This is a genomic window from Alteromonas sp. ABH2_165 (genome assembly GCF_056159945.1).
The window spans coordinates 120,810-142,906 of sequence record NZ_JBSWWF010000011.1 but is presented as its reverse complement, the minus strand read 5'-3'; the positions used below and the strand labels follow the sequence as shown (position 1 = coordinate 142,906).

The following is a 22,097-nucleotide window of genomic DNA, read 5'->3' as shown; positions in this document are numbered from 1 at the left end:
GCCCGCTCATTTGAGCGGGCTTTTTGCATTTCTGAAAATACAAAAAAAAGAAGTTACATTACGTAACTTCCGTATGAAATGATACCTATTTATTCGAAGATCAGAGTGCTCTCGCCAGGCACAACTGACAAATCATATTTGCCGTAATCTTCTTGTCCTGGGCAATTATTAACAGTACCGCTTAAACTAATTGTACCGCTGGTCAAATTCTCATATTGCCCAGTTGCTCCAACCAGGTTCACATACTCAAGAATTTCCATCGGTGAACCTGTAGAACAGAAAAGATCGCCTGAGACAGGATAAAACACGTCGTTCTCTGAGCGAATAACGGTAGAGCGATCATCATCTATCATCACGTGGGAAACCACAGGACCCACAGTGTAAAGGTTAGACACGTCAATCGTGCCCTTCAAACTACCAGTAATGTGTACATACTTTCGAACGCGGAGTTTGTCGCGCCACGGAAGTTGGTTCCACTCCGTATTTTTTAATAAAATAGAGTATGTACCTAATTGTTCGAGTTTGGTTGGATCAGATGATATATCAAAGGTTTCAACTGAACCTGAAACTACCGTGTAGCTACCTTGCACAACTCGACTAGCGTTATGCTTAGTGTCTGATTTCTTTGCTGATGCATTAGCGGAAAAGCCGAGAAACGCTATCATCGTGGCCGTAGCGAGGGTCTTAATTTTCATAAATATCCTTTTATTCTTTCCAGAGTGTGAGTGCGACTTGTTTTGAAGTTAAGCTGCGGTAAGCGTAATGCTTCACCATGTTCAAATCTAGTTATGTAAACTGTGTCAATAGTTATACGAGCTTATTGTAGATGACACCTTTTCATATTACTGAAATCCCAAGTATTTAGCTCACAAGTACCGCCAGTCGTCACTTCTATCATGTTTACAAAGTGATAGTTTTTCACTCAATATAGGACGTTTATTTTTAACTTAAGGAAATTCGGCGTTGAAGCGAAACATCTGTAATAAATACTACTAATGTCGATAGGTTATGCTTCCGTAAATTTCCATAACTGGTCTATAGTTAGGTTATAAAAGTTAACAGGATGTTGTTTGAAGTGAAAAACTCTATTGTTATCGGTATTGTTGCAGCTGTCGTGGTGGCGGTGTGCGGATTTTTGCAGTTAGCTTATTGGTGGATAGCGATGTGCACAGCACTCGCTGTTGTACTGGTGTCTGCTGTACTCGTTAACATTTCCTCTGAACAAGAACCAGAAGGACATGGCACTGAGGTAAATATTGATCCTCAGCTAGGTGAATCCATTAGTCAGTCGGCTAGTCGCATCGCCATCGGCGGTGCAACCGTTTCTCATTTCCTCGATAAGTTAGCTGAGGTGTTTAAGAATCAGGCGAATAATGTACAGGGTATTGCTACGAGTATTCGACATCTTGAAGCGGGTAATCAGCAGTTAGTGTCATTTGCTACCGACGCGCAGTCGAAGATCCAGGCGGCAGACAGTAAAACCCAAGACTGCAAAGATTCTCTGCAAAAACTGGTGCTTCAGCAAGAGCAATTGAAGCAAGAAATTGAATCGTCTTCAGACATGTTGGCCACGTTAAAAAGTAAGGCAGATTCGATAAGCGGTATTACCACAACCATTAATTCTCTTGCCGATCAAACTAACATGTTAGCGCTGAATGCGGCAATTGAGGCGGCCCGTGCAGGAGAGCAGGGCAGAGGTTTTGCCGTGGTTGCTGATGAGGTGAGGGATCTTGCACAAAAAACCACGAACGCAACGCAAGGGATTGACGATGTGCTCAATGAAATTAATCGTTATAGTCTATCCTCAGTGGACGCCATCGGCAAAGTATCCGTAGCTAACTCGTCAATGTCTGAAGTGATAAATCAGATTTCCACAGTCATTGAAGAAACCAGTATTATTTCTGCTGAAGCAGCAGATTCCATGGGGCAGGTCGCTAATACAGTGGGCGTTCATGGAGAGACAAATCGCGGTATTTCCGTAAATGCCGATTCATTGCATGAAAATACACAGCACTTGGAAGGTGATCTTATTGAGGTATCTGAGAAAGTCATCGCACTGAGTTATCAGACCGAAGGGATTTTCCGTTTACTACAGAGCTTCGAAGTGAATGATAGGAACGGGCAAGTTCAGCGCATTGCCGTTGAAACTGCTGCAAAGATTGGTCAGCTATTTGAATCATCGATCGCATCTGGAAAAATCAGTGAGTCTGATTTATTCAATTTTAACTATCAGCCTGTCGCCGGGACGAATCCGCAAAAGTTCACAACCCAGTTTGATAGCTTCACCGATAACTTACTTCCTCAGATTCAGGAGCCTATCCTCGAGCAGAATAATTTCATAATTTATGCTGGCGCTGTCGACGTGAACGGTTATTTTCCAACCCATAACCGGAAATTCAGTAAACCGATGACCGGTGATTACGACGTCGACTTGGCACAAAGCCGAACCAAGCGTATTTTCGATGATCGCACAGGGTCACGATGCGGAAAGAACACCGAATCATTTTTGCTACAAACTTACAAACGGGATACCGGCGAAGTGATGCATGATTTGTCGGCCCCCATTTATGTGAAAGGCCGCCACTGGGGCGGCTTCCGAATTGGTTATAAAGCCATGGACAGCTAAATAGCGCTGGTGACTTTTCCTCATAATACTTAAAGCAGCTTTTGGGCTGCTTTTTTATTTCAAATGTTTACTTACTTTCATTTCATACGATGAAAGTATTACCTGTAAAAGTCGGTCTCTTTAAATAACCTGACATAAACAGCATGTGGTGAATCAAATGCTACTGCTGTTATCCATTCTTTGAGGACAAGACACATGAGTAATTTTAAACGTACCTTATCTCTCGGTATTGTAAGTGCAGCGGTTATGGGCAGTGGTTCTGTGCTGGCAGATTCGAACCCATTCGGGCATCAAACGCTCGAGTCCGGATATATGCAGACGTTTGTCGAAGGCAAATGCGGTGAAGGTAAATGTGGTGGTAAAGAAAAGAAAACAGAAGAAGGGAAGTGCGGTGATAAAAAAGCCATGAAAAAAATGGCCGAGGAAGGAAAATGTGGCGAGTCAAAACCTTCAGCTGTTAAAGACATGAAAGACAACAAAGCAATGTCGGAAACCATGGCAAAAAAAGCCACTGAGGGAAAATGCGGTGAAGACAAAAAAATGAAAGAGGGAAATTGCAGCGCGATGAAGAAAGCTGACAAAGAAGGAAAGTGTGGAGAGGGTAAATGCGGTGCGAGTAAGCGCTAAGATAATCAAAAGTACAGGAGCAAGGTGATGAATTTACTTGGTGCCGGTCTCGGACTTCGTCGTGAAATGCTGCCTTCGCTCCTGCCCAATTTACCGTCTGAAGTGGATTTTTGGGAGTTGGCACCGGAAAACTGGATCCCCATGGGGGGAAAGTTTGTGCGTCAACTTCGTGATTGTACTTCTCAAGCCACAACGATTGCCCATGGATTGTCACTGTCTATTGGTAGTCCAGATCCTCTCGATATCCAATTCGTCAAAGCAGTAAAAACCTTTTTAGACGACCACAATATTCAGCTATACAGTGAACATTTAAGTTACTGCTCCTCAGAAGGTCATCTATACGATTTATTACCGATCCCGTTTACGGAAGAAGCGGTTCAACATGTGGTAGGCCGCATTAAGCGGGTACAAGATATAATCGAGCGTCCATTAGTACTGGAAAATGTCTCTTATTATTATCAGCCTCATGGGCAACTCACTGAATTGGAATTCATTCTGGCTGTGCTTGATGGCGCAGATTGCCAGCTGTTGCTCGATGTCAATAATCTCTACGTAAACAGCATCAACCACAAATACGATGCTGCTCAATTTCTGCAGGCACTGCCATCGTCGCGGATTGCATTGGGACATATTGCGGGGCACTTTGACGAAAGTGAAGCGCTAAAAATAGATACCCATGGCGATGCGGTATGTGAACCGGTGTGGTCGCTTTTGGCGCAAGCATATACCGTACACGGTGTGTTTCCTACCTTGCTAGAGCGCGATTTCAATCTGCCGCCGATGGCTGAATTACTTGGTGAAGTTTCCCGCATCAAAGATATCCAGGAAACTGCCGCCTTTCACCAAACTTCCAAACGGGGGGAAGGTAAATCGGCATGAATAAAACATTCGAAGAGCAATTCGCATTCGCCAGGGCTGTACGTGATCCTGCCGTAAAATATGGTGCCGATACTGCTGAGACGAGGCAGCGTTTGGGTGTTTATCAACAATTGGTTTTAAACAACATCACCCAGTTTGTCGATTCTGCTTTTCCGGTTTTGAAGTCATTTATTAGTGAGGGACAATGGCAATCGATACTTCGCCATTTTGTTATCCATCATCGATGTGATAGCCCTTATTTTGTAGACATCAGTAAAGCATTTCTTGAATATTTGCATGATAATCATGCTATTACCGCATCACTACCCGCATTCGCCCGAGATCTCGCGCATTATGAATGGCTAGAAATCGACATTGCTACCCGACAAGAATCGTTTCCTGTAAATGTAAACCTCAATACTGCCCACCGATTTACCTTGTCGCCATTGGCAGAAGTTGTTAGCTACAACTATGCAGTACATCAAATCAGTGCAGAGCACGCCGGCAGAGACCTTGCCGCTAATCCCCACCACTACTGCGTATATCGCGATGAGGACGATGAAGTACAATTTTCTGTACTCACGCCGGCGTCTGCGTTGTTGCTAGGCGTTCTGGCGGAAGCCAAACAGCCCTTAACCGAAACGTTAATATTGCACCATCTCGAAAGTCTCGTTGAACCCGCCGCCATCAAACGATTGAAGCCTTACATCGCATCAACATTTCACGCATTTTGTGAAAAGAAAATAGTCTTCATGTGCTGAGGTTGGATTAACATTCTTGGCTATAATGGACATTAGCTCTGTTATTCGAACAGTGTTTCGATTAACATTTACGACCATTTTGACTTAAAACTTTCAGGTAATGATTATGGCTGATAACGGCGAGTTTAAAGAAGTGTTTAACTGGTGGTACTTTCTGGCAATCCTTGTCACGTTAGTCGCTTTCCCTCTGGCACATATTATCGCTGGCTGGTTCACTTTCTGGCTGTAATCATAAGGCAAAGAAGTGACTGCTGAATATATAAAATCTGTAATAAAAACTGTACCCGACTATCCCAAACCCGGCATCATGTTTCGTGATGTCACCAGCGTGCTGGAAGACCATAAAGCGTTCACCGCTTGCGTGGCTATGCTGCTTGAACAATATCAGGGCTTAATCTTCGACAAAGTTGCAGGCACTGAAGCCCGAGGCTTTTTGTTTGGTGCGCCGCTGGCCTTGGAAATGGGTGTGGGATTCGTTCCTGTGCGCAAACCCGGTAAATTGCCTCGTGAAGTGGTGAGCGAATCTTACGAACTGGAATACGGCAAAGATACGCTGGAAATCCATAAAGACGCAATAAAGCCAGGCGACCGTGTGCTGCTAATCGATGATCTGCTGGCAACCGGCGGAACCATTGGTGCATCCGCAAATCTTATTCGACGCTTGGGCGGTGTGGTTGAGCACGCCGGGTTCGTGATTGGTCTGCCAGATCTTGGCGGCTATGACAAGCTGACTGCGCTGGGTATCGAATGCTACTCAATTTGTGATTTTGAAGGTGAATAAGGAAAACTTGGTTTTATGAGTTATCAGGTTCTGGCAAGGAAGTGGAGACCAGGGAAGTTCAGTGAGCTCGTTGGTCAGGAACACGTTGTTACTGCCATCGCCAACGCATTAGATAACGACCGCCTTCACCATGCTTATCTGTTCACCGGCACCCGTGGTGTCGGTAAAACAACTATCGCACGAATTTTTTCAAAAAGTCTGAACTGCGAGACCGGGCAGGGCGCTAATCCTTGCGGCGTTTGTGATACGTGTCGCGAAATCGAGCAAGGCAACTATGTCGATTTACTCGAAATCGATGCGGCGTCCCGTACCAAGGTAGAAGACACCCGGGAACTACTCGATAACGTGCAGTACAAGCCAACTCGGGGGCGCTATAAAGTGTACCTGATTGACGAAGTACACATGCTTTCCAAGCACAGCTTCAATGCGTTATTGAAAACACTGGAAGAGCCACCTCCCCACGTTAAGTTTCTGCTGGCGACTACCGACCCGCAAAAGCTGCCTATTACTATCTTATCCCGTTGTCTGCAATTCAATTTGAAGGCGTTATCTCGGGAGCAAATATCCGGACAGCTTGATCATATTTTGCAGCAAGAGCAGATCGGTTTTGAGCCCGCTGCGCTAGCGCTGCTGGCCCGTGCTGCACAAGGCAGTATGCGTGATGCGTTGAGTTTGACAGATCAAGCCATTGCCCAGGGCGACAATCAAGTATCAGCGTCGGTCGTCACCGACATGCTAGGTCTGATGGATCGCCATCAAGTGCTTAAGTTACTTTTTGCCCTGGTGAAGAAAGACGCAGCTGAATTATTGGATATTGTGGCACAAATGGCTGAGCAGGCACCGGATTTTGGTCAGGTGTTGGCAGAGGTATCTAGCTTGCTACATCAAATTGCGCTTACTCAGTGGGTGCCTGATGCTTGTAAGCTGGAAACCACCTCCGCTAAAGCCATTTATCAACTGGCGAAGGCCATGCCCGCAGAGCAGGTTCAGCTGTTCTATCAGATAGCCCTTCAGGGTAAAAAAGATTTACCGTACGCGGTAGACGGTCGTTCAGCACTGGAAATGACACTGCTGCGCATGATGTCTTTTGCACCTGTTCCGCCAAATGACGGTAACCTTGAATTGATTGTCGAAGGTGATGGGGCACAGTTAACACCTGTTAATTCAGCGCAAGCTGCTCCTGTATCGTCTTTTACCCAAGCCTCAACTGCGATGCAGAACTCCGCCGAGCCCGAGTCTGAGTCAAAGTCAGAGCCCGAGGCTTCAACTCTGACTTCGTCTCCAGTTAATGAAGAAAGCCTGCAATCAGAAACTCCCAGTGTTAACACCGCTGTAACTTCACCGGAGCCGGAAGCAACGATATCTGATGATTTGGCCGATGATGAATCGTCGGTTGCCTCATTAGAGGCAGAGCAACAAGAGATTGAGCAGATGGCGAACAAGCTTCGTCAAGCTGAACCTGTGGCACTTGAACCTCAGCCGCAAGTGGTGCCTGAGAAGGTAAGCGAATCGCAACAACAGCCTCATCCATCGCAACCCCAAGAAGAGATTCAGGCCGGTGCTGCACCTGAATCTGAACCAGAACCTGCACAATCGGTTGATCAATCTTTTAAGCACGCAGATAATGCGCCGCCGCAATGGGATAATATTCCAACGTCCCATTATGATGACATGCCAGCGCGGGATTACGATGATGAAGCATACATCGATGATTATCCTTTACCCGATAATCAGCGCGGGGCTGCTCAGGTGTCTGCTCCGGTAGATAATACGGCTTCACTCACGTCAATTGAAGAAATGCTCGCTTTACGTCAGAAACTCAAAAATGGACGTAAAGAGGCTGATGAGTCACCGGCAAAAAAGCAGCAAGCGGATAAAGCCGATACATCCGAACGGGTTCGCAGATTAAGTCAGCGAGGGGGCCAACAGCCGGTTACGTCGTCTGACGCTATCGGTCCTGAACAATCCGAAGTCGTTCAGCCTTCATCCCATGAGGTAAATCAACAGCCCGTACCGCAATCGGAAATCCAACCTCCTGCTGCTGAAGAGCCGCCACCATGGGCTACCGATGAGATACCTGCTCAGCCGTCGTCGATGGACGATCAGGTTCATGCCGAATCGCCTGCGGACGCTCTAGAGCCTGCTGATAATGCGACATCGACACATGTGGCCGAAGTGGTAAATAGCATTGAAAGTGCGTTGCCTACTGAATCTGAACAATCGGAATCAGATAGCGATGAACAACAGCCCTCGGTATCAGAACAAACGTTTGAACCGGCCAAATCTGTTGTACAAAGCGTAGATAAAGACGCGCTTCCAGCATATCTACCTGACGGCACGAAATTGCTGCTTGGCAGACAAATCGATAGTTGGAGCGAGCGCGTAGCCAGCCTGGGTCTGGTTGGTCTGACGAAACAAATCGTACTTAATTCTGCATTTTCGCAAAATGGTGAGCAAGTGACGCTTGAATTAGACCAGAGTCAGAGCCATCTAATAAACGATAATGCGATTGCCCAGCTCACTGATGCGCTGTCCAGTGCATTAGGACAGCCAGTGAACGTAGAAATTGTTTACGGGCATCCACAACAAACACCGTTATCGCTGCAGGCACGTATAGATACCATGCGTCAGGCTTATGCCCACGAAGTAGTGAGTAACGACGAAAAATTTACGACATTGCGGGATGTTTTCGCTGCCTCGGTACTTGAAGATACCGTTCAGCCCCGCTAATGCAATTCCAATCAATTTAGAAAGAGAGAATCGACCATGTTTAAAGGTGGAATGGGAAATATCATGAAGCAGGCGCAACAGATGCAGGAGCGCATGCAGAAAGCCCAGGAAGATCTGGCAAAAATCGAAGTGACCGGTGAAGCCGGTGCCGGTCTGGTAAAAGTGACCATGACCTGTAACCACAACGTACGCCGTGTTGATATTGACGAGTCGCTGATGGACGACGACAAAGACATGATTGAAGATCTGGTTGCGGCCGCATGTAACGATGCGGTTCGTCGCGTACAGGAAACCAGCAAAGAAAAAATGGGCGATGTAACTGGTGGCATGCCACTGCCTCCTGGCTTCAAAATGCCGTTTTAATTGCTTCCCCCTTATTTATTGCCCTGTAGACTGTAAATTTACTGTTCTCTTGATGGGGTCAAATGGGGAAACGAGAAGATCAAAAAAAGCTCTAGTTTTCTCTAGAGCTTTTTGTTTTTTGAAACGTTATTCTGACGATGTTTAGTATTTTAGAAAGATAAAATCGTTTCTTTTGATCAGAATTTAATACATCAAACTTTACTGCTTATCGTGTAGCTGTGAGCAATAAAATAAGCGGTCTTAAAGTTTAAGACCGGCGTCTAAATGCTAATGTTGCAAGGCCCAATAGAAACATCAGTCCTGTAGCTGGTGCTGGTACGGTAGTAGTATTTGCATCAGTAAACGTTAAATCGTCCCAGCCAAAAGTACCTGGCGAACTGGTAACCACAAGAGAATACGCGGTACCAGTAAAGCTGATATTTGTAAAATCAAAATTATTTGGGTCATTAGTCGTTAAGATTGATGACGAAAGCAAGTTACCGGAACCGTTTAGACCATCGAAAAGAGAAACTGTGGCATCTTGAAAAGCGCCATATGAGAAAATAACCTCAGTAATGATGCCATCTAAGAAGTTCACGTATGAAACACTATCTATCGTAAATGCGAAATTGGGGGCTGACGTTTCACCGTAATTTGATAAAGTTGACCAATCCCCTGATTCAAACTCTACACCAATTGATGAGTAGAAATCGTCGACATTATCGCCGGTCGCTATATCGTCAAAATCAATTAAAGTAGCTTGAGCGCTTACAGATGCACCTAACAGAGCAACAATCATAAAAATAGATTTGAAAAACTTCATCGTACTTCCTTTTCAATATAATAGTGTTAGATCGGATCACTTTGGGTTTGTTCTTTTATCGCACAAAGCGTACCAATTGTCGCATATTATCTAACTAACTGAATTTTTTAGAAATGTACGGGTTGTCGCTTAATGCTATAGTTAAAATTGTCATCATGTGTAAAAATTCGTGACAAGCTTTAAGCGTATTTTGTCTGGTCTAACGTGATAAACCACAAATCCTCACTTCCTCATATATTTTGAATCTGAGCTTTTACGATAGTGTTTAATCCGCGATGATGACGCCTAGCCTACGTTAGAAATCGCAATGGCGTACCTTGATGTTAAATTAGGGTACGCGTAAGGTTGGTCTTTCCCAGTTAGATGATTACATAGCTAAGCGCAAGAACACTCTTTCCTGATGCGCAGTGGGAACAAAAAGAGATATAATGAGTGATGAAAACAATGATTACACAACTACAGGCCACAAAATATCCCATGTCAGTACAATCAATGACTGAAGCCCATTCATCTCCCAAATGCCGTTTTAACCAATGAAATTTAGTCCGCTTCTTGGTGAGCTTATCAGTGCGCTCACTTGTCTGCCCGGTGTGGGCAATAAAAGTGCCCAGCGCATGGCGTTTCACTTGCTGGAACGTAACCGCGATGGCGCAATGAAACTGGGTACTGTGCTGCACAATGCCATGGAGCATATTCAGCATTGTCAGCAGTGTCGTACGTTTACCGAAGATGAGGTGTGCGAGATTTGTCGTTCGCCGAAACGTCAGGAAGCGGGCGTACTGTGTATTGTGGAAAGTCCCCAGGATGTACTGGCGATTGAGCAAACGCTGTCGTTTGGCGGTACTTATTTCGTGCTGATGGGGCATTTGTCGCCCATTGATGGCATCGGCCCCGCGGATATTGGCTTAACTGAACTGGAAACCCGTCTTAAACAGGAACCCGTGTCGGAAGTTATTCTTGCCACTAACCCCACGGTGGAAGGTGAGGCCACTGCCCACTATATTGCGCAGATGTGTAACGCGCTGGATATCACTGCTAGCCGCATTGCCCACGGTGTGCCGGTAGGTGGTGAACTGGAATACATCGACGGCAGCACACTCACACACGCATTCTCTGGTCGTCGTAAGCTTTAATTGCTGATCTTTTGCTCTGTCAGCTGCGTTGCTGGCAGAGCCGCATCCTACTAAATTCATCAAATCTGATAAAAACCCTGCTTTTCAGGTTGAAATTATTTCTGCCGACCTTACTTCCTACTCTGAAAATTGTTTCAAACAGCTAGGAGATTCTGGTTTATGGCTGAAGCAGCCCAACAAGAAAAACATGGTTTTCAGACTGAAGTAAAACAGCTTCTGCAACTGATGATTCACTCTTTGTATTCCAACAAAGAAATCTTCCTGCGTGAGCTGGTGTCTAACGCCGCCGATGCGGCCGACAAGTTACGCTTCCGCGCGTTGGAAAATGCAGCGCTGTACGAAGGTGACGGCGAGCTGAACGTTAAGCTGAGCGTCGATGCCGACGCAGGCACCATCACCATCGCCGATAACGGTATCGGTATGAATCGCGAAGAGGTTATTGCTAACCTGGGTACGATTGCTAAGTCCGGTACCAAAGATTTCTTCAGCAAGCTGTCTGGCGATGCCGCCAAAGACTCGCAGCTGATTGGTCAGTTCGGTGTGGGATTCTACTCGGCATTTATCGTTGCCGATAAAGTAACTGTTCGCACACGTGCAGCAGGCGCTGATGCATCGGAAGGCGTTGAGTGGATTTCAGACGGTGAAGGCGAATTTACCGTGGCTGAAATTAACAAGCCTACACGCGGTACTGAAATCACGTTGCATATCCGTGAAGACGAAAAAGAGTTTGTTGATGCATGGCGTCTGCGTTCTATCATCGGCAAATATTCTGACCATATCAGCATTCCAGTTTTGATGTGGAAAGATGAAGTCCCTGAGCAGGATGGTGAAGACGGTGAGAAAATCCCGGCTGTACCAGGCGAATGGGAAAGCGTGAACAAAGCGACTGCGCTGTGGACACGTGATAAGTCAGATATCTCTGAAGAAGAGTACAAAGAATTCTACAAACACATTTCTCACGACTTTGCTGATCCGCTGTCGTGGGCGCACAATAAGGTGGAAGGTAAGAGCGAGTATACCAGCCTGCTTTACATCCCAAGCAAAGCGCCGTTTGATATGTGGAACCGTGAACAGAGCCACGGCCTGAAACTGTATGTACAGCGCGTATTCATTATGGATGACGCTGAGCAGTTCATGCCAACTTACTTGCGTTTCGTGAAAGGTTTGCTGGACTCCAATGACCTGCCGCTTAACGTTTCCCGTGAAATTCTGCAAGACAACAAAGTCACCCAGACACTGCGTCAGGGATGCACCAAGCGTGTACTGCAGATGCTGGAAAAAATGGCCAAGAATGACGGCGAGAAGTATCAGTCATTCTGGAGCGAATTCGGTAACGTTCTGAAAGAAGGCCCGGCTGAAGACTTCAGCAACAAAGACAAGATTGCGGGTCTGCTGCGTTTCTCGTCTACCCATGATGAGTCTGATGCACAATCTGTGTCGCTGGAAGATTACATCAGCCGAATGAAGGAAGGTCAGGACAAGATTTATTTTGTGACTGCAGACAGCCTACAGGCAGCGAAAACCAGTCCGCACCTGGAAATCTTCCGCAAGAAAGGCATTGAAGTACTGCTGATGGGCGAGCGCATTGACGAATGGTTAATGTCTCACCTGACTGAGTTCAACGAGAAGCAATTCCAGTCTATCTCTAAAGGCGACCTGGATTTAGGTGATCTCGACGACGAGGAAACCAAAAAAGCCCAGGAAGACGCCGAGAAAGAAGTTGAAGGTGTACTGGAACGTGCCAAGACTGCACTGGGTGAAAAAGTTATCGACGTGAAATTCACTCACCGTCTGACAGAATCTCCTGCGGTAATTACTGCCGACGAGAATGGCATGACGACGCAAATGATGAAGCTGATGCAGGCTGCTGGCCAAACTGTGCCAGAGGTGAAATATCACTTCGAACTGAACCCTGAACATCAGTTAGTGAAAAAGCTGGCTGACGTGCAGGATGAAGCGTTGTTTAGCCAGTGGGTTGGCGTACTGTTCGACCAGGCGGCATTGTCAGAGCAGGGCAGTTTGAAAGATCCCGCTAGCTTTGTTCGTAACCTGAACAGCCTGCTGATGAACATGGCGAAATAACGCCATTGTTTCAAATGTAAACATAGTAAAACGGGTCTTAATGACCCGTTTTTATTGTAATCATCATCAACATTTATTTAGCCACGTAATGTTACTGTAAAACAACGGCTTAATTGTTGTTTTATAAACATAATGTAGTCTGGCCTGAAAGCTTTACAAGTCCCTTCCATTTGCTGTTATAGTAGTACTATTGTTCATAAAGCATGCGACATAGGTCGTATTATCTGATTCAGCCTCTGCTCTGGACTTGTTTCGCTTTCTCTTAGTGTGTAAAGTGCCGTCAGTTAAGAAAATAAAGCGGAGAGCGCAAAATGCGAATCATTCTTCTCGGCGCACCAGGCGCTGGTAAAGGCACTCAGGCTCAATTCCTGATGGGTCGTTATGGTATTCCTCAGATCTCTACCGGTGACATGTTACGTGCAGCCATTAAAGCAGGCACTGAGATGGGTCTTGCCGCCAAGCGCGTCATGGACGAAGGTAAGCTGGTGTCTGACGACATCATCATTGGTCTGGTTAAAGAGCGTATTGCTCAGGACGATTGTGAAAACGGTTTCCTGTTGGACGGTTTCCCGCGCACGATCCCTCAAGCTGATGCGATGAAAGAAGCTGGCGTGAACGTTGATCACTGCATCGAGTTCGATGTGCCAGATGACGTTATTGTTGAGCGTATGGGCGGCCGTCGTGTTCACCCTGCATCAGGCCGTGTTTATCACGTTGTTTACAATCCACCTAAAGTGGAAGGTAAAGATGATGAGTCGGGCGACGACCTGATCATCCGTGATGACGACAAAGAAGATACCGTTCGCGCACGTTTAGGCGTTTACCATGAGCAAACTGAGCCGTTGGTAAGCTACTACTCTGCAGAAGCCGAAGCCGGTAACTGCCAGTACCACAAACTCGATGGTACCAAGCCAGTAGACGAAGTCAGTAAAGAGCTGGCTGAACTGCTAGGCTAAGTCACACAGATTGAAAAGGTCGCAAGTTGCGGCCTTTTTTTGTGCCTGTCTGTCAGAATAGGTAAAACATTTTGCCTGTTACCCGTTAAATTGACAGAATAACAATAACCAGAATAAAGATAACTGACGACTATGAGTTTTCCAATCACCGCGTTTTATGCCAGTTTACTGGCCCTGTGCTATATCTATCTGTCATTTGCTGTTATTAATGTTCGCCGTAGCGCCCAAATTGGTGTAGGCGACGGTGGCAATGCCGAGCTGGCGCGAGCTATCCGAGTGCATGGTAATTTCAATGAATATGTGCCCTTAACGCTCATCCTGCTAGCTTGCCTGGAAAGCTTGCATCCACAACATTGGGTGATCCATGCTGGCGGTTGTGCGTTATTGTTCGGCCGCATTCTTCATGCGTATGGCCTGCGTTTGAGTGAAGGCGTGAGTTGGCAGCGATTATCAGGGATGATCCTGACGTTTCTGTCTATGCTGTTTCTCGCCTGCGCGAATTTATTTATGATTCACTACATTATTTAATCAACAGGATTTGATTCCAATAAGGGGCGTATGACCTTACTTTCTGCTTTGATCACCCCAGCTTGTGTCATCGACATAAATCGTCTTGAGCAAAACAGCGAACGGATGCTGGCAAAATGTCGCACTGTAGATTTGCCGTTGCGCCCTCATGTTAAAACACTAAAAAGTACTCAAGCTGCTGCGATTTATGCGCCTTTACCCTCTGCAATCACGGTTTCTACCTTGGCGGAAGCCCGCTATTTTGCCAATGCAGGCTATCAGGATATTCTCTATGCCGTGGGCCTAACGCCGAACAAGTATGAGGCGGTAAACAGACTACTCGCCGACGGCGTAGCGATAACCGTCGCCGTAGATAATCCGTCAGCTGTCGATGCCTTAACGCGTGCCAGCAGTCTGTTCTGCAAGCCGCTCAGTGTAGTCATAGAACTGGATGTGGATGATCACCGTGCTGGCATCGCCCCCGAAAGTGAAACGCTGCTTTCCATGGCAAAACAAATCAATGATGCTGAACAACTTGCGTTCTCTGGCGTGATGGCACATGCAGGTGCGTCTTACAGCTGCAACACGCAAGCTGCGCAAACTGCCATGGCCAAGCAGGAATGTGAACGCACCGCAATGGCCGCAGAGCGGTTAGCCGATGCAGGCTTGCCTTGCCGCGTGGTTTCCGTGGGTTCTACGCCAACGGCATTGTCTGACTACAAGCAAACGGGCATTACTGAAATTCGCGCGGGCGTTTATGCCACCTTTGACCTGGTTATGGCAGATCTAAACGTTTGTGCAGTGGAGGATATTGCGTTATCAGTGCTGACTACTGTAATTGGCCATCAGCAGGAGAAAAACTGGGTATTGGTTGATGCAGGCTGGATGGGACTTTCCCGTGATAAGGGAAGCAACAATCATGGTTATGGGCTGGTGGCAGATGCGGCCGGCAAGGTGCTTGATGGCTGGTATGTGAGTATGACTAATCAGGAACATGGTATTATCGAGCATAAAGATAAACTGCCAATTCCAGACGGTCTGTTCGAATTTGGCAGTCAGCTTCGAATCTTACCGAACCATGCCTGCGCTACAGCAGGGCAATATCGTAAGTACTTCGTTACCCGCGATAATCAAACCGTCAGCGAAGTCTGGGACAGCGCCGACGGTTGGTAAGTCGTTATACCGCTTGTCTCAACAGGTCAGTGATTGACGGCGTTGCACGGCCAATGAGTTCGTGCAGCGTGTTGCTTGAACCACTTAAATCTCCTTCTTTCGCGTACTGTTCTGAATTCGCCAATACCCCGGCCAGACCAGCAGGAAGTCCCGCCACATCTGTTAAGAAGTGTTGATATTCATCCGGTGTCATAGGATGATAAGCAATGTCTTTACCCGTGACCGCGCTGATAGCATCTGCGTAGCCCTGCAACGTAAACGACGCGTCGCCTGCCAGTTCATAAACGTTACCCACATGCTGGCTGACGTTATTCAGCACCACCGCGGCCGCTTCCGCGTAATCATTTCTTGTTGCCGTGTCGATGCGGCCATAGCCTGCAGCACCCGCGAGAACACCAGAGTCAATCACAGCTTGTACACCCTGAAGATAGTTTTCAGAGTACCAGCCATTTCGCAGGATCACGTAAGGAATACCAGATTCTTTGATGAGCTGTTCGGTGGCCTTGTGTTCTTCTGCCAGCGCGAGTTTAGACGTATCTGCTCGCAGCAGGCTAGTGTACACGATGTGGGAAACACCCACTTTCTTCGCCGCGTTAATAACATTGGTGTGCTGAGGCACGCGGCTACCCACTTCACTGCCCGAAATCAGAAACAGCGTGGTTACACCATGCAAGCCATGCTCAAGGGTTTCAGGGGTATCGTAGTTAAACGCTCGCGCCTCAATGCCGGGGTTCAATTGCTTCGCTTTCTCCAGTGACCGCACCAGAGAGACGATGGTATCGGCAGGTATTTTGTTCAGCAGATTTTTAATTGTCAGTTGGCCTAATTGACCTGTTGCGCCAGTAATTCCAATCATTTTTAGTTACCTCGTATTCTTAAAAAAATCGAATTTGAAAAATTAGTTTAATTTGTCAGTGTGTTGCTCGATGAAATTATTATGAGGTAACATCGGTGTATTAATAAGTAGGACAAAAAAGAATGCAGTGTTCTGGTTTTGAGTACAATTGGTGGCAAGGTTGATGGACTATCAAAACCTTCGACATCTGGCCATTTTTTGTGTGGTGGTTGAGGCGGGTAGCTTTGCTGCTGCCGCCAGAGCGCTGCACACCAGTCGTTCCCGTGTGAGTGAGCAAATTGCCGTGCTGGAAAGTGCATTGGACAGCCGTTTACTTCAGCGCTCGACCCGTCAACTCACCGTTACCGAGGAAGGGAATCGGGTGTATGAGCGGGCGAGGGTGCTACAGGAAGTCTTGCAAAACATCGACAGTATTACGGCGTCAGAGCATCCCGTAGGACGGGTGGCTATCACTGCCAATCACGATATCGCCCATAAATTTGTTATGCCTGCGCTGGTGGCCTTCAAAGCGCAGTATCCCGACGTCTACGTGGATTTTCTGGTCAGCGATGAACGCATAGATCTGATCCACGACAAGGTCGACTTAGCGGTGCGTATTGGTATTCCGAAAGATGCTTCGTTAATAGCAAGAGTATTGCACGAAGAGGCTTTTGCTTTATACGCACAGCCTGAAATGCTGGCGAAATATGGTATGCCTGAAAATGTTGAAGGCTTAACCAATCTGCCTTGGGTATTGCTGGATTTGCCGAATTGGAATAACTCGGTAAGGTTGCATAACGCGTCAGGTACCCGCGTTATCACCCCAACAAATTACCACCGTTGTAATTCACCTATGCTAATTCATAAAATGGCCGCATCTGGGCTGGGTGTGGCATCTTTTTTACCCTCTACGGTTCAGGATGAGGTGGATTCTGGGGCGTTAACACCGATATTTACTCAGTGGCGTGGTGAACGATTGGCGTTTTCCTTGGTGTACCCGTCGCGCAAACACATTCCCCAACGCACCCGGGTATTAATTGATTTTCTGGTCGCTTACGGCATGTTTAAATAAGCAGCGCTGACTGCTGCTACCCAGAAGATTTTGTCACTAACATTCTTCGCGTAACAATGCTTTGGAAATGAATCGGGCAGCTTACTCGCTGCCCGCTTTTCATTAGCTAACTGAGTCAATAAAGTTGCCCAGCCTGTCTGTCGACCCTTGGTCTGCTTGCAGGCGATTCGCTTCACGCTCTGTTTCATCCTCTAGTCGCTGCTCGATGTCGTCAAGTTCACTTTGTAGAGAGGCATCATCCACTTCGATAATTTCTAGCATTTCACGCAGAACATCCGCTTCTGCTCGGAGTAGTTGTATGGTGTCAGCTAAATCCTCATTCCCGTATGGATCTACTGTGGCTACGTCTTCCAGCGCTTCAATGGCCGTAGACTGTACCTCAGTTGCTTCAGTCGCTGTGGTGACCGGCGCTGCCCCTTCGAGGTTTTCATCCGGCGCGTTTAAATCCGTTGTCTGATCGAAATTCAGTCGGGTTGCCAGTTCCTCCTCGTCATATGCCAGTGCAGTGCGGCGTGACGGATCTCCGGCCACTTGATCATAATTGTCAGTCGCGGGCTGTTGCAGCGCCTGCTCATTGCGAAGTTCATCGGTTGCTTCGCGTTCAGCCTGCACCCGCGCAGCATCACGGCGGTTCGCTAACTGTTCCTGTGCTTGAAGTTGGTCTTGTTCCTGCAACGCGAGTCTTCGCTCACGTAGAGCTTCACGTTCTTCACGTAGTTGTTCTAAACGTTCATCAGAACGGGCTTCGGCCTGTCGTAGCTCATCCTGACGCTCATCCAGTTCACGCAATATCTGCTGGCGATTTTCTTCACGAGCTGCACCACGCTGCTCAATTTCATCGTTACGCTCTGCGCGACGTTCAGCCTCTTGGGCTTGTCGTTGCTCTATCTCGTCCTGTCGTTCTTCCTGTCGTTCTTCCTGGCGTCGAACTTCCTCGCGACGTATTTCCTGTTCTCGTATGTCTTGTTCACGTACTTGTTCGCGCTGTTCATCTGCCTGTAGCGCTTCAGCCGGTGCGACGGGGGCTATCGCTGTAGGGTCTTCTGAAGCCGCTTCGGATTCCTGGGCACGTCTTCTAGCTTCTAGTTCAGCCTGTACAAGTGTGGGTAATTGATTAATGGTCATCGGTGACTCCTTACGCTATCTGGCTCGTTGAATAAGCTTCAACAAAAAACAGTTATGCTTTAAGCGCTGCATCTTAAATGCCAGTACGCTGTAGACATCGGAATGTATCTAATAGTTGAAAACTTGTTCAATTTCAGTGTGTTGAAAGTTATCTGCTGCTTCTTGTTTTAAACAGTACAGAGAGAAGAACCGGCGTGCTATGAAAATAGTATCTTCAGCTGTAACTATTACCGGATGAAAATCCGTTTCAGGAAGCGGGTTTATAAACGCAGAATACAAAAACGGCACCCGAAGGTGCCGTTCTCAATTCTTCTGCTGTTAGTTATTCAGCTTTGTGTTCGATGGCCGCGTTGCCAATCTCAATTTTGCGGGGCTTTTTCGCCTCAGGAATAACTCGCTCGAGATCCACACTTAGCAAGCCATTTTCCAGGTTCGCGCCGGTAACATTCACATGGTCGCCAAGCTGGAATTTGCGTTCAAAGTTGCGCTCAGAAATCCCCTTGTGCAGAAATTTACGGGCTGCATCTTTTTCATCGTCCGGTTTCTTGCCGGTGACGGTGAGGGTGTTTTCTTGCACTTCAATGGTAATGTCATCGTCGGCGAAGCCTGCTACAGCCATAGAGATGCGATATTTATTTTCCTCTAGCAACTCAATGTTGTAAGGAGGGAACGCACTCTGGCTTTCAAAGCGGGTGGCGTTATCAATAAAAGAAGCCAGACGGTCTGAGCCGATGAATGAACGGTAAAGTGGTGATAAATCAATAGTACGCATGGTCATATCCTTTCAATTAAGCAATATGTAAAGTTGTCAGCCCCGAATACGGCAGCTGGTTTTTTAACGGTATCGGCTCAACGGAAACCGATACCGGAAATCAATAACAGAGTATTTAAGGCTTATTCAGCGGAATCTGATGCTGGTTTGCCAATTTCAACACGACGCGGTTTCTTCGCTTCTGGCACTACCCGTGCGAGTTCAATATGAAGCAGTCCGTGTTGTAAATCTGCACCAGTGACTTTTACATGGTCACCCAATTGGAATTTACGCTCGAAGCTACGCTCAGACAGGCCTTTATGCAGGAATTTTCGTTCCACTGCATTTTCCTGTTGGGCTTTTTTTCCGCTTACGGTTAAGGTGTTGTCTTGAGCAACAATTTCCACTTCGTCAGAAGAGAAGCCGGCAATCGCCATGGAAATGCGGTATTTGTCATCGACTAGTAACTCAACGTTGTAAGGCGGATACGTGCTTTGGCTTTCAGAGCGTGAAGCGGCATCCACTAAAGATGCAAGGCGGTCTGAACCAATAAAAGAACGGTAAAGAGGAGATAGATCGATAGTACGCATAGTCATATCCTTTTTATAAAGCAATATGTTTAAAATGTTTGCCCCGACATAGCGGCGGCGGTTCTGTCGACCTTGCTATCAAGCGCCGACAATTACTATGTAGGTGCTAAAAAAAACTTTTCAACACCTCCAAGTAAAAAATTTTAAATTTTTTTATTCAAGCGTCTGAAATGTGCGTGCGAGCCTTGGTATATAGGCGTTGTCGTTATCCAGTGAATAGGCGATGTGCGAGGCTTTACCGATGATTTCATCCATAGGAATAAAGCCATGTACTCTGGAATCTGCTGAGTTATTTCGGTTGTCGCCCAGCACCAACACATGATGTTCCGGTACAGTTACCGTATTGAAGGAGGATAGCGGCGAGCCGGTTTTATCCAGATGGATCTGATGAAGCACTTCACCCAATTGCTCCTGCTTATCTTCATCATCGCCGGAATAGTGTAGGGGCTGATTGTTCAGATACAACACGTTGTTGCGCATGGCGATGCGGTCGCCGGGCAAGCCCACTATACGTTTAATCAAGCGATTGTCTGCAGCTTTACTGTCGAAAACGATGATATCTCCACGGGAAGGGGAGCCAGTCTCTGTTAGGCTGATGTCGGTGAAAGGCACTTTGACATCATAAGCCAGTTTGTTCACAAAAATTCGGTCGCCAACCTCAATAGTCGGCTCCATGGAACCGGAGGGAATGTAATACCAGTCCGCCACACCGGCGCGAACAAACAACATGAGTCCCAGAAAAATAAAAAACGATTTATTTTCCTGCCAGATCTTTTTCAGTGAGAGTCCTTTTTTCATCTTTTCCTCTGTGTCGATAATTGCTCATGGCTTAGAGCGCTAAGCGGGTTGTATTGTTCAGTTGCAGATGTAACAAAATCTTTCAAATCGTGGCTGAGTTGCCTGGTAGGCTTCCTGTAATCCATTAATGGCTTAGGCTGCTATTCTTGTAAAACAGTGATATTGTATGTTTTATAATCATAATTCATTGATGCAACATGCGCTTATTTACTGCCCTGCTTATTTTGTTTCCGTGGTTCGCTTATGCGCAATCACCGCGACTGTCTGTGGTCACAGAGTCATCACCGCCGCTTCACTACGTAGACAAATATGGGCGTGTGGCGGGGGAAAGTACCGACAAAGTTCGCCAGATCCTTAAACTTGCTGCATTGGACGCCGATTTTTCCGTTTATCCCTGGGCGCGCTCGTATACCCTGGCGGAGAAAAATGCCGATACACTCATCTTTTCACTTGCTAAAACTGCAGATCGGAAAGATAAGTTTTATTGGATAGCCAAGCTATCGGAATTTCACTTATCGGTAGTCGGCCTTCGGGATGAAGCACGGGCAAACAAATTGGTTACCATGGATACCATTTCACGTTTTACCTTCGCCGTGCAGCGCGACGATGTGGCACATCATTGGTTGGTCGAGCAGGGGTTTACCGAGGGAGATAACCTCATGGTGTGTGCCGACATTCAGTGTTCGTGGAATTTTCTGGTTCGTGGGACAGTAGATTTTATCATTGAGGACCCGTCGCTTATTGCACCCATGGCAAAACGATTAAACATCAACGGGGAAGAGATTGTACCGGTGACCGATATTCCAGAGCTGGCGTTAACGGGCTATCTCGCGGCGAGTAAAGGTACTGACAAAGCAGTGGTACAGCGCCTGAAAGACGCTGCACAGCAGCTTGGCATCAATGCTACTTCTGATGACGAGCACGTAGCACAGCAATGACATCGTCCATGGACATATCGCTGGCTTGAAGTAATACGGTTAGGTGATACAGCAAGTCAGCCGCTTCATTTTTTAACTCTTCTTTGTCTTGCACCGTCGCTGCAAGCGCGGTTTCCACGCCTTCTTCACCGACTTTCTGAGCAATACGTTTAATGCCCTTGCTGTACAAAGAAGCGGTATAACTGGAATCTGGGTCAGCAAATTTGCGCGCTGCCAGCACACGTTCCAGATCTGCCAGGAAAGTGAATGAGGCTGGGGTGTTATCGAACCAGCAGCTTTCCGCGCCAGTGTGGCACGTTGGGCCCTTAGGGCGAGCCAGAATAAGCAGGCTGTCGTTATCGCAGTCGCTGCCCACTTCTACCAGATTCAGTACGTTGCCGGATTCTTCACCCTTCATCCACAAACGCTGTTTAGAGCGACTGAAAAAGGTGACTTTTTTCGAGTCAAGAGTCGCTTCCAGCGCTTCCGGGTTCATGTAACCCTGCATCAGTACTTTGCCGGTTACGGCATCCTGTACGATAGCCGGAAGCAGGTTATCCATTTTATCCCACGCCAATTGCGTCAGATTGTCTTTAGTAATAATCATTAA

Annotated in this window: 23 protein-coding genes; 15 read left to right on the top strand and 8 right to left on the bottom strand. The window is 46.9% G+C overall.

Translation table 11 applies throughout. From position 1 onward, the window contains the following. Positions 1–89 precede the first annotated feature (89 nt). Positions 90–695, bottom strand: coding sequence for a hypothetical protein (locus ACXAFQ_RS19615; protein WP_474825069.1), 606 nt, complete (start codon positions 693–695; stop codon positions 90–92). Positions 696–1,075: 380 nt separating this feature from the next. On the opposite strand from ACXAFQ_RS19615, the gene ACXAFQ_RS19610 reads away from it, so the two are divergent. The 8 genes from ACXAFQ_RS19610 to ACXAFQ_RS19575 all read left to right on the top strand — a co-directional run bounded on the left by ACXAFQ_RS19610 (position 1,076) and on the right by ACXAFQ_RS19575 (position 8,746). Further along, on the top strand, positions 1,076–2,626 hold the full coding sequence (locus tag ACXAFQ_RS19610; RefSeq protein ID WP_474825068.1) for a methyl-accepting chemotaxis protein: 1,551 nt from the start codon (positions 1,076–1,078) through the stop codon (positions 2,624–2,626). Between the two features lie 195 nt (positions 2,627–2,821). Further along, positions 2,822–3,253 carry an HvfA family oxazolone/thioamide-modified RiPP metallophore gene (locus ACXAFQ_RS19605; RefSeq protein ID WP_474825067.1) on the top strand — a complete coding sequence of 144 codons (432 nt, stop codon included), beginning with the start codon at positions 2,822–2,824 and terminating at the stop codon, positions 3,251–3,253. Positions 3,254–3,280: 27 nt separating this feature from the next. Continuing rightward, entirely contained in the window at positions 3,281–4,132 is an 852-nt protein-coding gene (locus ACXAFQ_RS19600) for an HvfB family MNIO-type RiPP peptide maturase (protein ID WP_474825066.1), read from the top strand. After that, positions 4,129–4,872 carry an HvfC family RiPP maturation protein gene (locus tag ACXAFQ_RS19595; RefSeq protein ID WP_474825065.1) on the top strand — a complete coding sequence of 248 codons (744 nt, stop codon included), beginning with the start codon at positions 4,129–4,131 and terminating at the stop codon, positions 4,870–4,872. Before ACXAFQ_RS19600 ends, ACXAFQ_RS19595 begins: the two co-directional genes overlap by 4 nt. Positions 4,873–4,978: 106 nt before the next feature. Further along, the gene (locus tag ACXAFQ_RS19590) at positions 4,979–5,101 is read left to right on the top strand and encodes a hypothetical protein (protein WP_281182394.1); all 123 of its coding nucleotides are present in this window, start codon (positions 4,979–4,981) and stop codon (positions 5,099–5,101) included. A 15-nt stretch (positions 5,102–5,116) separates the two neighbouring features. Then, positions 5,117–5,653 carry an adenine phosphoribosyltransferase gene (apt, locus tag ACXAFQ_RS19585; protein ID WP_474825064.1) on the top strand — a complete coding sequence of 179 codons (537 nt, stop codon included), beginning with the start codon at positions 5,117–5,119 and terminating at the stop codon, positions 5,651–5,653. Positions 5,654–5,668: 15 nt separating this feature from the next. Then, a complete protein-coding gene (gene dnaX, locus ACXAFQ_RS19580) occupies positions 5,669–8,383 on the top strand; it encodes a DNA polymerase III subunit gamma/tau (protein WP_474825063.1) in 2,715 nt (904 codons plus the stop codon). Between the two features lie 36 nt (positions 8,384–8,419). Beyond that, positions 8,420–8,746 carry a YbaB/EbfC family nucleoid-associated protein gene (locus ACXAFQ_RS19575; protein ID WP_070125170.1) on the top strand — a complete coding sequence of 109 codons (327 nt, stop codon included), beginning with the start codon at positions 8,420–8,422 and terminating at the stop codon, positions 8,744–8,746. Between the two features lie 247 nt (positions 8,747–8,993). Here the strand turns inward: ACXAFQ_RS19575 and ACXAFQ_RS19570 are convergent, their stop codons facing one another. After that, positions 8,994–9,548 carry a PEP-CTERM sorting domain-containing protein gene (locus ACXAFQ_RS19570; protein ID WP_474825062.1) on the bottom strand — a complete coding sequence of 185 codons (555 nt, stop codon included), beginning with the start codon at positions 9,546–9,548 and terminating at the stop codon, positions 8,994–8,996. A gap of 533 nt (positions 9,549–10,081) precedes the next feature. Here ACXAFQ_RS19570 and recR point away from each other — a divergent pair. The 5 genes from recR to ACXAFQ_RS19545 all read left to right on the top strand — a co-directional run bounded on the left by recR (position 10,082) and on the right by ACXAFQ_RS19545 (position 15,399). Beyond that, on the top strand, positions 10,082–10,681 hold the full coding sequence (gene recR / locus ACXAFQ_RS19565) for a recombination mediator RecR (RefSeq protein WP_474825061.1): 600 nt from the start codon (positions 10,082–10,084) through the stop codon (positions 10,679–10,681). A 159-nt stretch (positions 10,682–10,840) separates the two neighbouring features. Next, positions 10,841–12,763, top strand: coding sequence for a molecular chaperone HtpG (gene htpG / locus ACXAFQ_RS19560; protein WP_474825060.1), 1,923 nt, complete (start codon positions 10,841–10,843; stop codon positions 12,761–12,763). 311 nt (positions 12,764–13,074) lie between these two features. Continuing rightward, positions 13,075–13,719 carry an adenylate kinase gene (gene adk, locus ACXAFQ_RS19555; protein WP_474825059.1) on the top strand — a complete coding sequence of 215 codons (645 nt, stop codon included), beginning with the start codon at positions 13,075–13,077 and terminating at the stop codon, positions 13,717–13,719. A 132-nt stretch (positions 13,720–13,851) separates the two neighbouring features. Next, complete coding sequence (locus ACXAFQ_RS19550; RefSeq protein WP_070125166.1) at positions 13,852–14,247, top strand: MAPEG family protein; 396 nt, start codon at positions 13,852–13,854, stop codon at positions 14,245–14,247. 30 nt (positions 14,248–14,277) lie between these two features. Then, positions 14,278–15,399 carry an alanine racemase gene (locus tag ACXAFQ_RS19545; RefSeq protein ID WP_474825058.1) on the top strand — a complete coding sequence of 374 codons (1,122 nt, stop codon included), beginning with the start codon at positions 14,278–14,280 and terminating at the stop codon, positions 15,397–15,399. Between the two features lie 4 nt (positions 15,400–15,403). Here ACXAFQ_RS19545 and ACXAFQ_RS19540 read toward each other — a convergent pair whose 3' ends face one another. Then, entirely contained in the window at positions 15,404–16,255 is an 852-nt protein-coding gene (locus ACXAFQ_RS19540) for an SDR family oxidoreductase (protein WP_474825057.1), read from the bottom strand. A gap of 163 nt (positions 16,256–16,418) precedes the next feature. Here ACXAFQ_RS19540 and ACXAFQ_RS19535 point away from each other — a divergent pair, with 163 nt between their 5' ends. Next, positions 16,419–17,306, top strand: coding sequence for a LysR family transcriptional regulator (locus tag ACXAFQ_RS19535; RefSeq protein ID WP_474825056.1), 888 nt, complete (start codon positions 16,419–16,421; stop codon positions 17,304–17,306). Positions 17,307–17,408: 102 nt separating this feature from the next. Here ACXAFQ_RS19535 and ACXAFQ_RS19530 read toward each other — a convergent pair whose 3' ends face one another. The 4 genes from ACXAFQ_RS19530 to lepB form a co-directional block, all read right to left on the bottom strand. Continuing rightward, on the bottom strand, positions 17,409–18,431 hold the full coding sequence (locus ACXAFQ_RS19530; protein WP_474825055.1) for a hypothetical protein: 1,023 nt from the start codon (positions 18,429–18,431) through the stop codon (positions 17,409–17,411). Positions 18,432–18,753: 322 nt separating this feature from the next. Continuing rightward, positions 18,754–19,203, bottom strand: a complete 450-nt coding sequence (locus ACXAFQ_RS19525; protein WP_474825054.1) for an Hsp20 family protein — start codon at positions 19,201–19,203, stop codon at positions 18,754–18,756. Between the two features lie 122 nt (positions 19,204–19,325). Next, positions 19,326–19,772, bottom strand: coding sequence for an Hsp20 family protein (locus tag ACXAFQ_RS19520; RefSeq protein ID WP_474825053.1), 447 nt, complete (start codon positions 19,770–19,772; stop codon positions 19,326–19,328). Between the two features lie 153 nt (positions 19,773–19,925). Next, positions 19,926–20,570: a signal peptidase I gene (lepB, locus tag ACXAFQ_RS19515; RefSeq protein WP_474825052.1), complete on the bottom strand. Its 645-nt coding sequence runs from the start codon at positions 20,568–20,570 to the stop codon at positions 19,926–19,928. Between the two features lie 197 nt (positions 20,571–20,767). Here lepB and ACXAFQ_RS19510 point away from each other — a divergent pair, with 197 nt between their 5' ends. Beyond that, entirely contained in the window at positions 20,768–21,508 is a 741-nt protein-coding gene (locus ACXAFQ_RS19510; protein ID WP_474825051.1) for a substrate-binding periplasmic protein, read from the top strand. On the opposite strand, the gene hisIE is transcribed toward ACXAFQ_RS19510, so the two are convergent. After that, positions 21,474–22,094 carry a bifunctional phosphoribosyl-AMP cyclohydrolase/phosphoribosyl-ATP diphosphatase HisIE gene (gene hisIE, locus ACXAFQ_RS19505; protein WP_474825050.1) on the bottom strand — a complete coding sequence of 207 codons (621 nt, stop codon included), beginning with the start codon at positions 22,092–22,094 and terminating at the stop codon, positions 21,474–21,476. The genes ACXAFQ_RS19510 and hisIE overlap by 35 nt on opposite strands. Positions 22,095–22,097 lie beyond the last annotated feature (3 nt).

Coding starts and splice junctions, on each gene's coding strand:
- ACXAFQ_RS19570 (WP_474825062.1), bottom strand. CDS start 9,548: ATGAAGTTTTTCAAATCTATTTTTATGATTGTTGCTCTGTTAGGTGCA.
- ACXAFQ_RS19525 (WP_474825054.1), bottom strand. CDS start 19,203: ATGCGTACTATTGATTTATCACCACTTTACCGTTCATTCATCGGCTCA.
- ACXAFQ_RS19545 (WP_474825058.1), top strand. CDS start 14,278: ATGACCTTACTTTCTGCTTTGATCACCCCAGCTTGTGTCATCGACATA.
- ACXAFQ_RS19520 (WP_474825053.1), bottom strand. CDS start 19,772: ATGCGTACTATCGATCTATCTCCTCTTTACCGTTCTTTTATTGGTTCA.
- ACXAFQ_RS19615 (WP_474825069.1), bottom strand. CDS start 695: ATGAAAATTAAGACCCTCGCTACGGCCACGATGATAGCGTTTCTCGGC.
- ACXAFQ_RS19605 (WP_474825067.1), top strand. CDS start 2,822: ATGAGTAATTTTAAACGTACCTTATCTCTCGGTATTGTAAGTGCAGCG.
- ACXAFQ_RS19510 (WP_474825051.1), top strand. CDS start 20,768: ATGCGCTTATTTACTGCCCTGCTTATTTTGTTTCCGTGGTTCGCTTAT.
- ACXAFQ_RS19540 (WP_474825057.1), bottom strand. CDS start 16,255: ATGATTGGAATTACTGGCGCAACAGGTCAATTAGGCCAACTGACAATT.
- htpG (WP_474825060.1), top strand. CDS start 10,841: ATGGCTGAAGCAGCCCAACAAGAAAAACATGGTTTTCAGACTGAAGTA.
- lepB (WP_474825052.1), bottom strand. CDS start 20,570: ATGAAAAAAGGACTCTCACTGAAAAAGATCTGGCAGGAAAATAAATCG.
- ACXAFQ_RS19550 (WP_070125166.1), top strand. CDS start 13,852: ATGAGTTTTCCAATCACCGCGTTTTATGCCAGTTTACTGGCCCTGTGC.
- ACXAFQ_RS19535 (WP_474825056.1), top strand. CDS start 16,419: ATGGACTATCAAAACCTTCGACATCTGGCCATTTTTTGTGTGGTGGTT.
- dnaX (WP_474825063.1), top strand. CDS start 5,669: ATGAGTTATCAGGTTCTGGCAAGGAAGTGGAGACCAGGGAAGTTCAGT.
- recR (WP_474825061.1), top strand. CDS start 10,082: ATGAAATTTAGTCCGCTTCTTGGTGAGCTTATCAGTGCGCTCACTTGT.
- ACXAFQ_RS19575 (WP_070125170.1), top strand. CDS start 8,420: ATGTTTAAAGGTGGAATGGGAAATATCATGAAGCAGGCGCAACAGATG.
- ACXAFQ_RS19595 (WP_474825065.1), top strand. CDS start 4,129: ATGAATAAAACATTCGAAGAGCAATTCGCATTCGCCAGGGCTGTACGT.
- ACXAFQ_RS19530 (WP_474825055.1), bottom strand. CDS start 18,431: ATGACCATTAATCAATTACCCACACTTGTACAGGCTGAACTAGAAGCT.
- ACXAFQ_RS19590 (WP_281182394.1), top strand. CDS start 4,979: ATGGCTGATAACGGCGAGTTTAAAGAAGTGTTTAACTGGTGGTACTTT.
- hisIE (WP_474825050.1), bottom strand. CDS start 22,094: ATGATTATTACTAAAGACAATCTGACGCAATTGGCGTGGGATAAAATG.
- adk (WP_474825059.1), top strand. CDS start 13,075: ATGCGAATCATTCTTCTCGGCGCACCAGGCGCTGGTAAAGGCACTCAG.
- ACXAFQ_RS19600 (WP_474825066.1), top strand. CDS start 3,281: ATGAATTTACTTGGTGCCGGTCTCGGACTTCGTCGTGAAATGCTGCCT.